Consider the following 15,064-nt stretch of genomic DNA (forward strand, 5'->3'; position numbering starts at 1 on the left):
GACCTCTTTCAGCCGTCCTAATTATAAACTACTTTATAGTTTTTGATAAATCAGTTAATAAATATTACTGACGCTGTTTGGGCTCGATGACGATGGCTCGGACGATGCGGGGACGATCGGTGAGGTCGCGGACGATGCGCACATCCGACAGGCCCGCTTGGCGGCAGAGCTCGGCGGCGGCGTCGAGAGCGCCCTCGTAGAGCTCGCAGGCAAAGAGGCCACCGGCGCGCAACATGTAGGGCGCCGCGTTGAGCAAGCGGCGGAAGATGTCGAGGCCGTCGGCACCGCCTTCGAGCGCCAGGTCGGGCTCAAAATCCTTGACCTCGTGCGGCAGCGAGCGCATGACGTCGGTGGGAATGTACGGAGGGTTGGAGACGAGGACGTCGAAGGTGCCCCACTCCTCGCGGGGAATCGAGCTTACCAGGTTGGTGAGGCTGAATGCGACCTCGTCTGCCGTGAGACCTAGGGCGTCGCGGTTTTTGGTTGCCAGGTCGATGGCGCGCGGCTCGATATCGGTAGCGGTGCAGGTGACGTGGCCGCGGCGCTCCCAGGCAAGCGAGAGCGAGATACAGCCCGTGCCGCAGCCGACCTCGAGGACGCGGGCGATGCGGGGCTCCGTCGGGGCGGGCTCGACGGACTCGGCGGTCTCCTGCTCGGAGGCACTGGCGGCGTCGGAGGCAAGAGGTGCGCCCTCAGACGCGTCGCCGCTCTCGATGACGATGCCGTATTCGTCGAGCTCGGGCTCAGCGGACTGCGCGGCCTCGGCTTCTGCCGCCTGTGCGGCGGCCTCCTCGGCCTCGCGGTCAGCCAACTCCTCAGCATAGGCGCGGCTGCCCAGAACGTCGCTCCCCAGCGCCGCTTCTTCAGCAGCCGTCAGATTGGCGGCACGGCGCTCGGCGGTTGCGCGTTCGTCGGCCAATGCCGCCTCGGCCTTGCGGGCCTGCTCGACCTCATCATTCCAAGGCAACTCCACGCGCTGACGGGCGGCGGCCTCGGGGCTCAGCACCTCGGTATCCAGATAATTCAGCACTTCCTCGACGAGCATCTCGGTCTCGGGGCGCGGAATGAGCACGCCGGGGGCGCACGCGACATCGATCATGCGGAACTGCGTGCTGCCGGTGATGTACTGCAGCGGCTCGCCCTTGGCGCGACGGACCACTGCCGCATGCATGGTCTCGAGCTGCGTGGCGTCGAGCGCCTCGTCCATGCGCATATATAAGTCAATGCGCGCCAGACCCGTGGCGGCGCACAGCAGCCATTCGGCAGAAAGACGGGGATGCTCCTCGCCGCGCTCGGCCAGGTACTCCTTGGTCCACTCGAGACAACGCTTAATGGTCCAGATCTCGTTTGCCATGGGTCCTCCCCTCCTTGGCGCCGGGCGGCGCGCGAACATCGGAGCAGATTGTACGCGAGGGCGCCGCTTGGCAAGAGACGATTGGAAGCGATTATCGAGAATCAGCCCAGATTTTTGCTCGCGGCGCAATCGAAGTGTTCATTTGTCGACGTCTAGATTTGCATTCGTCAAGCTTTTGGCAAGGTTGCCCCAAAACTGACCAATATCTAACCAAACACTTGCCAAATCACTTGACGAACGACACATCGAAAAATGCGCTACGACTTCTCGGACGATTTTGGGGGCATTATTTTTGACAATCAATTGCTACTGAATGCAGGTAAATAGCTCATAAACTACCAGCTCAAGTCAAATATATTCAAAAAGCAATTTACCCGCTGCAGTCAGGGGCAGCTAATTTGGGACGGGGCTATTTTGACTACTTTCACATGCAAAGTAGTCAAAATAGCCCCGTCCCAAATTAACTGCCCAACGGCCACGCCGATGTTTTGGCAATGCCAGCGAGCGAGTCGCATTCCACCCAAGGAGTGTCCCAAACTGTCGGCAGAAAAGGAACGTCCCTAACTGCCGCATGGAGCAAGACAACGCCGCAGGTTGAGCATAAGTCAGCGAAAACGCCCCTAAGCGAGCAAGGTGACGTGAAAGAGGAGGGAAGCGTACTTTGGTACGCGACCGACGATTGAACGTCAGATTGCCGCTTAGGGGCGTTTGCAGCGTCGAGCAGTTACGGCGTTTGGTAAAACGCCGTAACCTAAACGGCCTGTGCCAGCTTCTCGGCTCGCTCGGCGGCGGCGAGGGCCTCGATGACGGTGCCGAGCTGGTCGCCCAGAAGCACGCCGTTGTAGGTGGAGTTGAAGCCGATGCGGTGATCGGTCACGCGATCCTGGGGCTGGTTGTAGGTACGAATCTTCTCGGAACGGTTGCCGTGGCCGATCTGGCTCTGACGCTCGGCGCCGAGCTCGGCCTGCTGCTTCTCGAGCTCCATCTCGTACAGACGGGCGCGCAGCATCTGCATGCAGACCTCGCGATTCTGAATCTGGGAGCGCTGCTCCTGCGACTGCACCACGGTGTTGGTGGGCAGGTGGGTGATGCGCACGGCAGAGTAGGTGGTGTTAACGCACTGACCGCCAGGGCCGGAAGCGCAGTAGGTGTCGATGCGCAGATCGGACTGGTTAATCTGGACGTCGATCTCCTCGGCCTCGGGAAGCACGGCGACGGTAGCCGTGGAAGTCTGGATACGGCCCTGGGACTCGGTCTTGGGGACACGCTGGACGCGGTGCACGCCGGACTCGTACTTCATGACGGAGTAGACGCGGTCGCCCTCGACCTTGAACTCGATGGACTTAAAGCCGCCAGCCTCGCTGGGGCTGGAATCGAGCACAGTGGTCTTCCAGCCGCGCGACTCGCAGAAGCGCTGGTACATCTTGTACAGATCGCCGGCAAAGATGGCAGCCTCGTCGCCACCGGCGGCGGAGCGGATCTCGACAATGGTGTTCTTGTCGTCGTTGGGATCGCTCGGGATGAGCATGTACTTGATATCTTCCTCGAGCTGCGGGAGCTTTTCCTCGTTCTCGGAGATGTCCATCTGGAGCATCTCCTTCTCGTCCGCATCGCTGGTGTCGCGGAGCATCTCCTTGGCGGCCTCGATGTCATCGAGCGCGCCGATGTACTCACGCGAGGCAGCGATGAGGTCGGACTGGTGTGCGTACTCCTTGTTGAGACGCGTGAACTCCTTGATGTCGGAGGCGACGGCCGGGTCGGAAAGCTTCTTCTCGAGCTCCTCGTAGGCCTTGATGATCTTTTCGAGCTTGTCGCGCATGGCGGGACTCCTTTATGTGCGTGAAGGCGAAAATCGGCAGAGTTAATGGGGCGCGCGGCGCCACTGCGGGGGTAAGCCCAGCTAGAACATGTCGATCTTCAGATACATGCGCATCCCTTCGCGTATGGGGTACATAATTGCGGTCTAACCCATATATGATAGCGTGCGCAGGCAAACCTGCATATAACCCGCACGGAATCTGACAAAGGGACAGTCCCTTTGTCAGATTCTAGAGCTTGTGGAGCAGGGCGATGAGGAAGCGAACACCCTGGAGGTAGGCGCGGCGGGTGATGCGCTCGTTGGTGCCGTGGACACCTCGGTCGCACTCGTCATCGTCGACCACAAAGGCCGAGAAGCGAATGCACTCGGAGCAAATGCGCTGGTAGTTGGCAGCGTCGGTCGCGCCGATCACGGTCGAGGGCACAATTGCCACTGGCTCGAATGATCCGTTTTCCTCCGTCCCCTTTGGATCACGGAAATAGCGGGCGGCGATGGAGCGAACCGCCTCGAGACCGGGACCACCGATGCGCGGGGACGGCGTGGGCTCAGAGCTGCCGGGGCCGAGTTCGACCTCCACACGTCCGACAAGGCCCGCCGCGGCAACCGCCTCGCGGCAGCGCGCCACAACGTCGGCCACGCTCGTGCCCTCGAGCATGCGGAAGTTGATATTGGCCCACATATCCTGCGGCATTACGTTGGCGCCGGTGCTGCCGCCCTCGATCTGCGTGGGCGCGCAGGTGGTCGTCACCAGCGGATAGAGCTTTTTGCTGGCGAGGCACTCGCGCACGATGGTGTCCTTGTTGGAGGCAATCTCGTCGGCCGTGTAGAGCTCCAACTCGACGAGTTGGACGGCAAGCAGATCGGTCACGCGAGCCGGCCATTCGATATCGCAGATTGCGGCAATGGCGCGGCTCAGCACCTCGAGCGATGTGCCGCCGTAGGGGTTGGACGAATGCCCGCCCTCGCTCTTCGTCTTGAGCACGATATCGGCATAGCCCTTCTCGGCAAGGTCGGCGTGCATGAGCCAGTCCTCGCCCGCGCTGTACTCGGCAGCCGAAACGATGCGGTAGTCGCCCTCGTCGATCAGGTACTCAAGCTCAATGCCGCGCTCCTCGAGCACGCGGCCGATGGCACCCGCACCGAACTGCGTGGTTTCCTCGTCCTGGCCAAAAGCCAGCAGCAGGGTGCGCTCGTGCTCCCAGCCGTGGGCCAGCGCATACTCAACCGCCTCGAGAATGCCTGCGACTTGGTCTTTCATGTCGATGGCGCCGCGGCCCCAAATGTAGGCATCGTCCACATGTCCGCTAAAGGGGGCGTGAGTCCAATCGTCCTCGGTGCCCGGCACCACAGGAACCACGTCCATGTGACCCATGAGCATGACGGGTTTGAGGGCAGGGTCGAAACCGCCAAGCGTCACCAATAGCGAATGATCGATAAGCTCGACCTCGCCCGCCGCAAACACGCGCGGCCAAGCCTGCTGCATATACGCGCGCAGGTCGTCGAACGGCTGCCAGTCCACCGCCTCGGCATCCATGCTCGAAATGGTCGGAAACGACAGCACGCGGCCCAAGCGCTCGCATGCGCCGGCCTCGTCTATACCGGCAAAATCATCCTCATGCGCAAAGAAGCGCCAAACCTCGGCCATGACATCCTTTCGATTGTGATGACGAGGGCCGCCCCACCGGAGCGGCCCTGCCACGTAAGCGTTTGCGGTCGGCTATTTATCCTCGAGATAACGCGAGAGGAACTCGCGGGTGCGCTGGTGTTTGGGGTTGCCGAAGAGCTCGGCCGGCGCGGCGTCCTCGAGCACCACGCCCTTGTCCATAAAGACCACGCGGTCGGACACGGTTCGGGCAAAGGCCATCTCGTGCGTGACGACGACCATGGTCATGCCGTCGGCAGCAAGCTTGCGCATGACCTCGAGCACCTCTCCCACGATCTCGGGGTCGAGTGCGGAAGTCGGCTCGTCGAACAGCATGATCTGCGGATTCATGCATAGGGCACGAGCGATGGCAACGCGCTGCTTTTGGCCGCCGGACAGGCGACCCACGGCGGCGTGCGCGAACTTCTCGAGCCCCACGCTCGTCAGATGCTCCATCGCGACCTTCTCGGCCTCGGCCTTGCTCGTCTTTTTGAGCGTGACGGGCGCGAGCGTGCAGTTGTCGAGCACATCCATGTTGTTGAACAGGTTAAAGCCCTGGAACACCATGCCGATGTCCTCGCGCAGCTTGTTGATGTTGCAGCGCTCGGCCGTGAGGTCCTGGCCGTGGAACCAGATGTGGCCCGCGTCCGGGGTCTCGAGCAGGTTGAGGCAGCGCAGGAAGGTCGACTTGCCCGAACCCGAGGCGCCGATAATGGTGACGACCTCGCCGGGGTTAACGGACAGGTCGATGCCCTTGAGCACCTCGAGCGAGCCGAAGCTCTTGCGCAGACCCTCGACGCGGATGAGCGGCTCATTGATCTGTGCGGCGGCCGCGGTGCCGGTAATGGCGGTATCTGCCATGATGATTCTCCTCGTCTTAAGCCTAGTTGGAGCTGGGCAGCGTGGCAGGAGCCTCGGCGCCGAGCTTTTTGCCAAAGGCCTCGAGCAGGCGGCTCGCCACGAGCGTCAGGATCAGGTAGACCACGAGCGCCACGCAGTAGACCTCCATCTGGCGGTAGTACACGCCGGCGACCGTGGTAGTAGCGTACATAAGGTCGAACACGCCGATGACCGAGAGCACCGACGAATCCTTGATGTTGATGATGAGCTCGTTGGTGAGCGCCGGAATCGCGTTTTTAATGCCCTGGGGGAACACGACCTTGCGCATAGCCTGCCACTGCGACAGGCCCAGCGAGCGTGCTGCCTCGGCCTGGCCGGGATCGATGGACTCGATGCCGCCGCGCAGGACCTCCATCATGTAGGCGGTGGAGTTGAGCGAGATGGTGACGAGGCCAGCGGTGAAGGTGCTCCAAATCTGGTTGGCCTGAGCGGTCTCGAAGCCCATGCCGCGCAAAACGGTGAAGCCCGCGTAATAGATGAGCAGACCCTGGACCATCATGGGCGTGCCGCGCACGATGGTGGAGTAGACGGTCGCAAAGCCGCGGCCGATACTCTTAAAGAAGCGCACCAGGTCGTTGTCCACGCGATCGAAGGTCTGAATGCGCAGGAACACGAAGAGCAGCGCCAGGAAGAATGCGATGACGGTGCCGAAGGTGGCAAGCGCGATGGTGATCTCGATACCGCGAATGAAGAAGTCGCCGCTCTTGTAGGTCATGTAGACCAGGCTCGACAAAAAGTCGCTGGGGTTGGAATCCGAGACAATGCTCACCTGCACCAGGTCGATAAACGACATGACGCAGCGGTCCACGAAAAAGATCGCCGCGATGGCGACCACGACGTAGCTGCCCAGGCGTGCGCCACGGCGGCAACGCTCGGAGGCGAACGGCGACTTTTCGCGATAGTCGTTCCAGTGCATGAGCTTGGTGACGAGCGCCGCCGCTGACACGACGAGCCAGGCCCAAAGAATCGCCCAAAGGCAATCTTGGAACACGCCCGTGGGAGCCAGGAAGCTCAGTGGTGTGGGGTTGCGCTGGCTAAACGCCAGGCCGAGCGCCGCGATAACGCTCGTGCCCAGGTATACATAACGGTGGTCGGCCTTGATAAAGGAGGCCAGACGATTAATGGCTTTCATGCTGCCTCCCTATGCCGGCTGACGGTCGAGGCACGCGTCCCACATTTGGTCGCGCTCCTCTTGGCTAATGCCCTTGAGTGTCTTGTCGATGAGCTTAAGCAGCTTGTCCGAGCCCTTGCGGCAGCCGACATTTGCCGTGACCTCCTGCTTAAAGCCCTCGCCCTCGGAAAATTGAATCGGCACGATACCCGGGTTTTGGGCCATATAGCCCTTCTCGTTCTCGGTGTTGTACGTCACGGCGTCGCAGGTGCCCTGCAGCAGGTTCGAGAACACCGTAGGGACGGAATCGACCGGGTTTTTGTGCACGACGCCCGGGATCTCGTCGATGACGGTATCGAGCATGGTGCCTTTTTGGCCCAGGACCGTGGCGCCGCTAAAATCGCTGAGCTTGGTGGCGTTTTGGTAGGGCGAGCCCTCTTTTACGAACAGGCCAAAGTAGCCGATGAAGTAGGGGTCGGAAAAGCCGACCGACTCCTCGCGCTCGGGCGTGGCGCTCATGCCGGCGATGATGAGGTCGATCTGGCCGTTGTTGAGCGAATCGATAAGACCCGAGAAGCTCTGCTTAACGGCGACGGGCTCGCCGCCGAGGGCCTTGCAGACGACCTTGGCGATCTGCACGTCGTAGCCGTCGGCATAGGCGCCCTGCACGTTATCGATGGGGATGGTGAACTCGCTGGCATCGGAAACCTGCCAGTTGTACGGGGCGTAGGCAGCCTCCATGCCAATGCGGATCTTGTCCTTGCCGATCACGGAATCGGACAGATCGTCGCGACCGCCGCCCGTCGTGGGCTGGACCACCTTAAGCGTGGACGGACGCTGGCAGCCGGCAAGCGCGCCGGCGACGACGGAAGCGCTCGCAGCAAACGCACTGCCTAAGAAGATACGACGGCTGCACACCGGCTGTGGATGCGCGTCGCGTTGATGGGGAGAATGCATAATCTGCCTTCCCTGTTGAATCGTATGCTGACGACTTAACAGGATATACGCCAGCAACTAGCAGCGCAGCACAAGCTCGAAAAAATAATAGACACGCGGTAGTCATTGGGGACGCCGATGTTTTGGCAATGCCGGCGAGCGACGTCCAGAGCGAACAAGTGGCATGAAAAAGGCAAGGCATGACCAGAAGGTCTATGCCTTGCCTTTTGAATGACAACTTGTCGCTCTGGACGACGCGCAGCATCGACCGAGCGGCGGAACCTCTAGAGCAAGGTAACGCTAAAACTGCGCTTGTCCGTCTCGCCCGGGGCCAGGGTGATGGTGTTGACCTTATGCTCAAAGACATCGTCCTCGGTGTCCATGGTGGTATGACCGGTCCAGGGCTCGAGCGCCACAAACGGAGCGTCGTTGGCGGCAGACCACACGCCAATGTACTTAAAGCCCTCAAAGTCGATCTTGACGCCGTGGCCCGACTTGCGGCCGCGCAGTGTGAGCGTGGAGCCCGGAGTATCGGTGAACATGATGGCATCGTTATCGAAGCTGCGGTGCGTGATGGGCAGCACGTCCGAGTTATCGGGAGCCTTGTAGCCACCCTCGAACGTCATAAGACCGTCGGGCGTGATGATGGGAGCCTCGTTGGTCCAAGCCTCGGTAAACGCCAACTCGTAATCCTCGAACGCCTCGTCCTCGGCACCGGGGGCCGGTACGTTAAATGCGGGGTGGCCGCCCACCGAGAACGGCAGGTCCACGTCGCCGGTGTTGGTGACGGCGAAGGTCTGCGTGAGGGTGGCGTCGCCGGTCAAGGCATAGGTCATGTTGAGCTTAAAGTGGAACGGGAACGCCTTGAGCGACTCGGGCGTATCGGTGATCTCGTACGTTACCGAGGAGCCGTCCTCCGAAACCTCGACCAGCTCGTGCTCGACAATGCGCGCGAGTCCGTGGCGCGGCATCTCGCAGGTGCCGGCCGCAGACGTTGCCGTGTTGTTGCGCAGCGAGCCCACAATGGGGAACAGGATGGGCGCGTGCTTGCCCCAAAAGGCGGGGTCGCCCTGCCACAGATACTCGTTGCCGTTGAGGGCAAGGCTCGTGAGCTGGGCGCCCATGGAATCGATGGCCGCGGTGAGGCCGCCGCGCTTGATGGTAGTGACGGTGGACATGCTACTTCCTCCAAAAGTAAACAATAGTGTCGAGGGCTATTGTCCCACTCTTGGCGGCGGGGTTGAGCGACAGGCGCAGTTATTGAGCAATAGCGTAAAGGTCAAACCCGCCCTGCGGAGTGCTATCGACCGTATCGGGCGCCTGCGAGTTAAAGCTCACGGGAACCATGCGCTTTGAGGCGCGGAAGCGCGTGCCGTCGGTGGCGACGGGCGGTTCGTCGACGGTGAGCTCGTAGTCGCCGGGCTTGAGCTCGATGCCGTCACCAGCGGAATTGACGTATTGATACTCGTCAATCGTCTGCCCTTTGAGCGTACGCCCCACGATGTGGATGAGCATTTGGCTGTCGCCACGCGCGGTGTCCCACATCGCGCCGTCCTTGGCCTCGACCGACACATGCACCGAGCGCGTGCGGCTGAGCGATTGCTCGACAGACATCTCGACCTTGGCGGCATCTTTGCGCTGTTGTTCCACATGGCTCCAGACATTTCCGATCGCCGAGCAAGCGATGACGCCGGCCATGAAGGCGATGAGGATGGGACCGAGTGGTGAGCGGCGGCCAGCATCTTCCTCGCGAGCCAAGTCGGGGCGATGCGTGGGCGCAGGCGCCTGAGCACCCTGCGCGGGCACGTCGAGTATGCTGAAGGATGCCGTGCTGCCGGGGTCGATGTTATGGCGCGGCTGCGGGGTCTTAGCCGGCGAGATGGACATGTCCGCCGGCTCACCGAGTGTGGCCGTGGCATCGGCCTTGGCCTCATCGGCCTCGGCTTGGGCCCAAGCCTGCTCAAAGGTCAGGGGCTCGGCGGCATCGGAGGCGGCGTCAGGCTCGACAGCGGCATCGTTGCCGGTCTCGTCCTCGTCGCTCGACACGTCACGCGGCGCGGGCTCGTCCCACTCCTCGTCCGGAGCCTCACCCTCGCTATACCACCATTCAAAGTTATCGATATCCATACGGGGCGCCCCTTAGGCCTCGCAAATAAACACTTGCTAGCCTTATACCCCCAGACGGCGCTGGAGCTCGCCCGCGCCGAACACGAAAACCGTCACAACATTCGACGATTTTCCTCGAATTCGAGATTTTCATCGAATGTTGTGACGGTTTAAGCGACTGGCCGGCAGCGCAATGTGACAAAGGGACTGCCCCTTTGTCACATTCTGTTAGAGTTGCAGGGATTGAATCCCGCTTATTAATGCGACATTGGAGTGACAGCCTTGACCACTGCAACCTCGTCCACAACAACATCAACCGCCGCCGCGCTTTCACCCGCGCGCACCAATCTTTGCCTGGTGCTGCTCGTGTTGTTAGGCTTCTCGCTCGGCTGCTCGGAGTTCGTGGTCATCGGCATCGAGAGCGACCTGGCGACGGAGCTCGGCATCTCGCTTGCCACCGCAGGCCAACTCATCAGTGTGTTCGCGCTGGTTTACGCCATCGCGACGCCGGTGCTTGCGCTCAGCACGGGACGTTTCCGCCGCTACCAGCTGCTCGTGTGCTACAGCATTGTCTTTGTACTCGGTAATCTTGTCATGGCGTTGGCGCCCAACTTCCAAGTGCTGTTTGCCTCGCGCATCATCTTGGGCTCCGTCTCGGGCGCACTGCTCGCCGTGGGCGTGACGTATATCCCCGAGCTGCTGTCCCCGCAGCAGACCTCACTCGCTATCTCGGTGGTGTACGGCGCATTCTCCGTGGCGATGGTCTTTGTGACCTCGATCGGCAAGTTTGTGGCCGACACGCTCGACTGGCACGTTGCCATGTACGGCACGCTGACCTTCGCCGTTCTGATCTGCGCCGCGCTCGTGGCGTTTATGCCGCGCGCCGGACAAACCGACGAGCCTGCCACCTTCCGCGAGCAGGCGGGGCTTCTGCGCGAGCCAAGCATCATCACCGGCATGCTCATCTTCTTGTTTGGCGTGGGCTCGGTCTATGTGTTCTACGGCTACGTGACGCCCTATCTGGAGCAGGTGCTGGGCATGGGCACCGTTCAGGCGAGCACCACCCTTATGGCCTACGGCGTGTTCTGCCTGATCTCGAACATCCTGGGCGGATGGATCGATGCGCGCTTTGGCATGAGGGCGCTGCTCGTGACGTTTGTGCTCCAGGCCGCGGCTCTGTTTGGGCTGTTTGCCGTTGGCGGCACCATGCCCCTCGCGCTTGCCTTTGTCTTTAGTCTGGCGATGCTCATGTATCTGTTCTCGGTCTCGTGCATCACGCACTTTATGGACGTGGCCCGCAGCCGCCACCCCAAATCGATGGTGCTCGCGAGCTCGGTGGAGCCCATGGCGTTTAACGTCGGCATCTCGTTTGGCACCGCGGTGGGCGGCGCCGTGGTAAGCGGGATTGGCATTGCCTACGTGGGCGCGGTTGGCGCCGCATTCTCGCTCGTAGCCTGGATACTCACGCTAGTGACGATCAAGCTGGCACGCTGGGAGCGCAAGCGGGCAGCACAATCTTCGATGCAGGCATAGGGGTGGGATCGAGGCAGGCGCAAGTACAGCTCAGCGCGGCGGGCGTCCGATGAAAACCACACCATACGAGCAGTGTTTATCCGCCCGCAGGCTCCAGCGGTTCAATTTCGTGTACTTGAAATACACGTTTTTCCACGATTTCGTGTATTTCAAGTACACGAAATCGTACTAAACTATGTATTTGAAGTACATGAAATTGGAAAGGCAGCCCCATGCGCAGATCAATCGAATCCGTTATCGAATCATGGGCGACAAAGGACGCCTCGCGCCCCCTCCTCATCCGTGGCGCACGACGCGTGGGCAAAACGTACGCTGCCGAGGAAATCGGCAGACGAATCGCCGGCGATGCGTTTGTCAAACTCGACTTTCAGACCGATCTTGAGCTGATTGCCCCGCTGTTCGACTGCCCCACCGACGACGTTGACACCATCGTGGCACGAATCTCAGACTATAAACGCACCCCCATTCGCAAAGAAACCGCATTCATCCTGTTTGACGAGGTTCAGCTCTGTGAACGGGCGCTCAACTCGCTTCGCTTTTTCTCGGGTTCGGGCTGGCGCATATGCGCGACCGGCAGTCAGCTCGGCGTCGCCACGCGCAAGCGCAAGCTGCCTTTTCCCAGCGGCGTCCGCCAAGAGACCATGCATCCCATGTCGTTCGAGGAGTTTCTCTGGGCGCTCGGCGAGGAGCAGATGGCCGATGCCGTTCGTACCCACGCCGACACGCTCGAGACCTACGCCGCACACCAAGCCGCGCTCAACCTGTTTCATCGATACCAAATCGTGGGCGGCATGCCCGCCGCCGTCAACGCATATCGCAAGACGCTTTCCATCGAAGACGCGCGCGTCGAGCAGCGCGAAATCGACGAGACCTACACCGCCGATATGACCGACCCCGAAAACGGGATCAGCGGCGTAGCAGCGCGCAAGGTCTGGCGCTCCATTCCATCCCAGCTGCTACGATCCTCAACCAAGAAATTCAAGTACTCCGAGGTCGAACGCGGAGGCCGACGCTCAAAGCTCATCGAGCCACTCGACTGGCTCGAGGGCGCCGGCATCATATCGGTCAACAACCTGACCGAAGGCATCGAACCTCCCCTCGTCCCCTTCGACGACGAAGACGGGAGCTTCTTTAAGGTCTATCTTCTCGATACGGGCCTCATGTTCTACAAACTCGGTATCAACCCGCGACTCTGGCTCGACCTCAAAGAGGATTCCGCCATTGCGCTGTCTTCCGACTTTCGAGGTGCCTTGGCGGAGAACTCGGTCATGCAGGCATTTTCGGGCAATGGTTTGCAGACGTATTACTGGATGCCACCGTCGTCTTGGAAGACGAACGGCGAGCTCGATTTTCTACTTCAGACCGACCGTATGGAGATCGTTCCCGTCGAGGTAAAATCCGCACGCAACGTGCGCGCGAGAACGCTCGGGTCGTTTATGGAAAAAGCCCGGTCGCCGTATGCCTACATATTGTCCGAGAACAATTTTGCCCGCAGCGAAACCGATGACGGACGCGAGCTGCGCCATCTCCCCTTGTACGCAGCGGGCTTTATCGGTGCAAACTGCCTCAAGGGCAGTCTGTAACCCCCGCGCGACCGCCCAGAAAGGAACCATCATATGCAGCACGTACTGTTTATTTGCCACGGGAATATCTGTCGCTCGACGATGGCTGAGTCGGTGTTTGCCGAGCTGGTGCGCCGTGCTGGGCGCGAGGCGGAGTTCGTCATTGATTCTGCCGCGACCTCGACCGAGGAGATTGGCAACCCTCCGCATCATGGCACCGTCGCCAAGCTGCGCGAGGTCGGGATTCCCGTCGTTGCGCACCGCGCGCGCCAGGTTCGTCGCGCGGAGTATGGTGACTGGGACCACATCGTCTATATGGATGCCGAGAACGCGCGCGGCCTGCGTCGCATCTTCGGCGACGATGCCGACGGCAAGATTTCGCGGCTGCTGGATTGGACCGATCGCCCCGGCGACGTCGCCGATCCCTGGTACACCGGCAACTTCGATGCCACCTACCGCGATGTGCTCGCCGGCTGCGCCGCTATGCTCGAGCAGCTGTAGGAAAGCGAGGTCGCAGGCCACGCCTTCGGCGCGAAACGAGCGTGGATAATCTCCCGCATGAAAAATGAGCGTGGATTTTCTCCCACTTTGAGCATTCAAGTGCGCTCTAAACGGGAGAAAATCCACGCTCGATTACTCGTCGACGATCTCGGCGAGCCAGACGTTCAGTGAATCGACCTCGGGACAGCAGAACTTTGCCGTGCCGGGCTCGTTGCCGGGCACGGTGCCGCCGTAGCGCAGGATGTCGATATAGGGAAAGCCCACGTGGCAGGCCATGGAGCACATCTTGCCGCGGTCGCGGTCGAAGTCAAAGACGTCGCCGGGCTTGTGCCCGTGATGGCAACGACACGTGCCCAGCTGATCAACGCAGCTAATGCGAATACGCGGGCGCTTGCCACGCGGCACGCCCAGCGGCTTGTTTTCGCTCGCGGGCTCGTCGGCGCTACTCATGGTCGATCACATCCAGGCAGGCCTCGATGGGCAGGCCGGCAGACTTGTCCTCCTGGTCGGCGTTGCGCTCGATAAGCTCTGCCACCACGCGCATGGCATCGGCCGTCGCACGCTGCAGGCTCCAGCCGGCCATAACGCGGCCGACGAGCACCGCCGAGAACGTGTCACCCGTGCCCGGGAAGTAGACCGGGATCAGGTCGAAGGGAATCGTGAAGTACTTCCCCGCCACATGGTCGTAACCGATGACAACATTCGCACCGTCGACCACAGCGCTCGTAATGACCACCGACTTGGCACCCAGCTCGCGCACGGCGTCCACAAGGGCGCGGGCCTCATCGGGCGTAATTTGCTCGGCGATAGGCCTATCGGCAAGCAGGCACGCCTCGGTATAGTTGGGCACCGCGTAGTCTGCGCACTCCAGCAGGTGCCGCATAAGGCCAATCGTGGACTCGGGCACGCCCGCATAGAGCTTGCCGTTGTCGCCCATGATGGGGTCAACGAACACCTTGGTGCCCTTTTGCGCACGGCGGTGGCAAAAGTCCGAGATGATGCGCGTCTCTTCCTCGGTCACGATAAAGCCGGTCGAGATGGCGTCGAACTCAAAGCCGAGCTCCTCCCAGATGGCGAGGCTCTGGCGGACATACTCCGTGGTGTCGTGGATGTAGAACTTGGGATAGTTGAGCGTATCGGACACAAGTGCCGTCGGCAGGTTATGGATACGGTAACCCATGTGCGACAGCACCGGCAGCATGGCGGAAAGCGCGACCTTGCCGTATCCGCACATATCGTTGATCAGCAGCAGCTGAGTGTTCTTCATGAGTGTCCCCCTTGGTTCGGGCGCGGCGCAGCAGCGCCACAGTGCGACTAAGTGTAGCGCAGGGAACGCTACGGACGAAAGCTTGCGCCGTGGAGGACAGTTTGTTGCGGAAAGGTTTCGGAAACGAGGGGCTAGCCTGCTTCATTGCGGCCCATTCGCCACCACTCATTCAGTGCCATTTCAAAACTACACCGGATTACGGGGCTGAACCTGAATGAGTCAACCACACCCTCTATTTTCAAATCATAGCAAGCCTTCTACCTGCACTGATAATTGTCCTTGGGGGAAGCGGGCACTGCGGGGGCGCGTCAACAGCGCGCGATTTCCGCGTCG

General features: G+C 61.0%; 13 protein-coding genes. 3 read left to right on the top strand and 10 right to left on the bottom strand.

Translation table 11 applies throughout. The features are described from left to right. Positions 1–64: 64 nt before the first annotated feature. From AB5750_RS08915 to AB5750_RS08950, 8 genes are all read right to left on the bottom strand, one after another. The gene (locus AB5750_RS08915; protein WP_368146117.1) at positions 65–1,354 is read right to left on the bottom strand and encodes a N5-glutamine methyltransferase family protein; all 1,290 of its coding nucleotides are present in this window, start codon (positions 1,352–1,354) and stop codon (positions 65–67) included. Positions 1,355–2,105: 751 nt separating this feature from the next. Next, positions 2,106–3,173 carry a peptide chain release factor 1 gene (prfA, locus tag AB5750_RS08920; protein WP_138113479.1) on the bottom strand — a complete coding sequence of 356 codons (1,068 nt, stop codon included), beginning with the start codon at positions 3,171–3,173 and terminating at the stop codon, positions 2,106–2,108. Between the two features lie 229 nt (positions 3,174–3,402). Beyond that, positions 3,403–4,818 (bottom strand): M20/M25/M40 family metallo-hydrolase, encoded by a 1,416-nt coding sequence (locus tag AB5750_RS08925; protein ID WP_368146115.1) that lies wholly within the window; start codon positions 4,816–4,818, stop codon positions 3,403–3,405. Between the two features lie 72 nt (positions 4,819–4,890). After that, positions 4,891–5,676 (bottom strand): amino acid ABC transporter ATP-binding protein, encoded by a 786-nt coding sequence (locus tag AB5750_RS08930; protein WP_368146114.1) that lies wholly within the window; start codon positions 5,674–5,676, stop codon positions 4,891–4,893. Between the two features lie 22 nt (positions 5,677–5,698). Beyond that, on the bottom strand, positions 5,699–6,847 hold the full coding sequence (locus AB5750_RS08935; protein WP_273376610.1) for an amino acid ABC transporter permease: 1,149 nt from the start codon (positions 6,845–6,847) through the stop codon (positions 5,699–5,701). A 9-nt stretch (positions 6,848–6,856) separates the two neighbouring features. After that, the gene (locus tag AB5750_RS08940) at positions 6,857–7,783 is read right to left on the bottom strand and encodes a transporter substrate-binding domain-containing protein (RefSeq protein ID WP_368146113.1); all 927 of its coding nucleotides are present in this window, start codon (positions 7,781–7,783) and stop codon (positions 6,857–6,859) included. A 263-nt stretch (positions 7,784–8,046) separates the two neighbouring features. After that, the gene (locus AB5750_RS08945) at positions 8,047–8,940 is read right to left on the bottom strand and encodes an aldose 1-epimerase family protein (RefSeq protein ID WP_368146112.1); all 894 of its coding nucleotides are present in this window, start codon (positions 8,938–8,940) and stop codon (positions 8,047–8,049) included. 79 nt (positions 8,941–9,019) lie between these two features. Beyond that, positions 9,020–9,889, bottom strand: coding sequence for a hypothetical protein (locus tag AB5750_RS08950; RefSeq protein WP_368146110.1), 870 nt, complete (start codon positions 9,887–9,889; stop codon positions 9,020–9,022). Between the two features lie 252 nt (positions 9,890–10,141). On the opposite strand from AB5750_RS08950, the gene AB5750_RS08955 reads away from it, so the two are divergent. From AB5750_RS08955 to AB5750_RS08965, 3 genes are all read left to right on the top strand, one after another. Continuing rightward, complete coding sequence (locus AB5750_RS08955; RefSeq protein WP_438266024.1) at positions 10,142–11,401, top strand: MFS transporter; 1,260 nt, start codon at positions 10,142–10,144, stop codon at positions 11,399–11,401. Between the two features lie 212 nt (positions 11,402–11,613). After that, entirely contained in the window at positions 11,614–12,984 is a 1,371-nt protein-coding gene (locus AB5750_RS08960) for an ATP-binding protein (protein WP_117747001.1), read from the top strand. Between the two features lie 33 nt (positions 12,985–13,017). Continuing rightward, positions 13,018–13,464 (top strand): low molecular weight protein-tyrosine-phosphatase, encoded by a 447-nt coding sequence (locus tag AB5750_RS08965; protein WP_368146106.1) that lies wholly within the window; start codon positions 13,018–13,020, stop codon positions 13,462–13,464. Positions 13,465–13,596: 132 nt separating this feature from the next. Here AB5750_RS08965 and AB5750_RS08970 read toward each other — a convergent pair whose 3' ends face one another. Together AB5750_RS08970 and AB5750_RS08975 are read right to left on the bottom strand one after the other, a co-directional pair. Further along, positions 13,597–13,914 carry a TIGR04076 family protein gene (locus AB5750_RS08970; RefSeq protein ID WP_368146105.1) on the bottom strand — a complete coding sequence of 106 codons (318 nt, stop codon included), beginning with the start codon at positions 13,912–13,914 and terminating at the stop codon, positions 13,597–13,599. Next, the gene (locus tag AB5750_RS08975; RefSeq protein ID WP_368146104.1) at positions 13,907–14,731 is read right to left on the bottom strand and encodes a PfkB family carbohydrate kinase; all 825 of its coding nucleotides are present in this window, start codon (positions 14,729–14,731) and stop codon (positions 13,907–13,909) included. The genes AB5750_RS08970 and AB5750_RS08975 overlap by 8 nt, the downstream gene beginning before the upstream one ends. Between the last annotated feature and the right edge of the window lie 333 nt (positions 14,732–15,064).

This window comes from Collinsella aerofaciens, from assembly GCF_040926185.1.
Classification (GTDB): Bacteria; Actinomycetota; Coriobacteriia; order Coriobacteriales; family Coriobacteriaceae; genus Collinsella; species Collinsella aerofaciens_BC.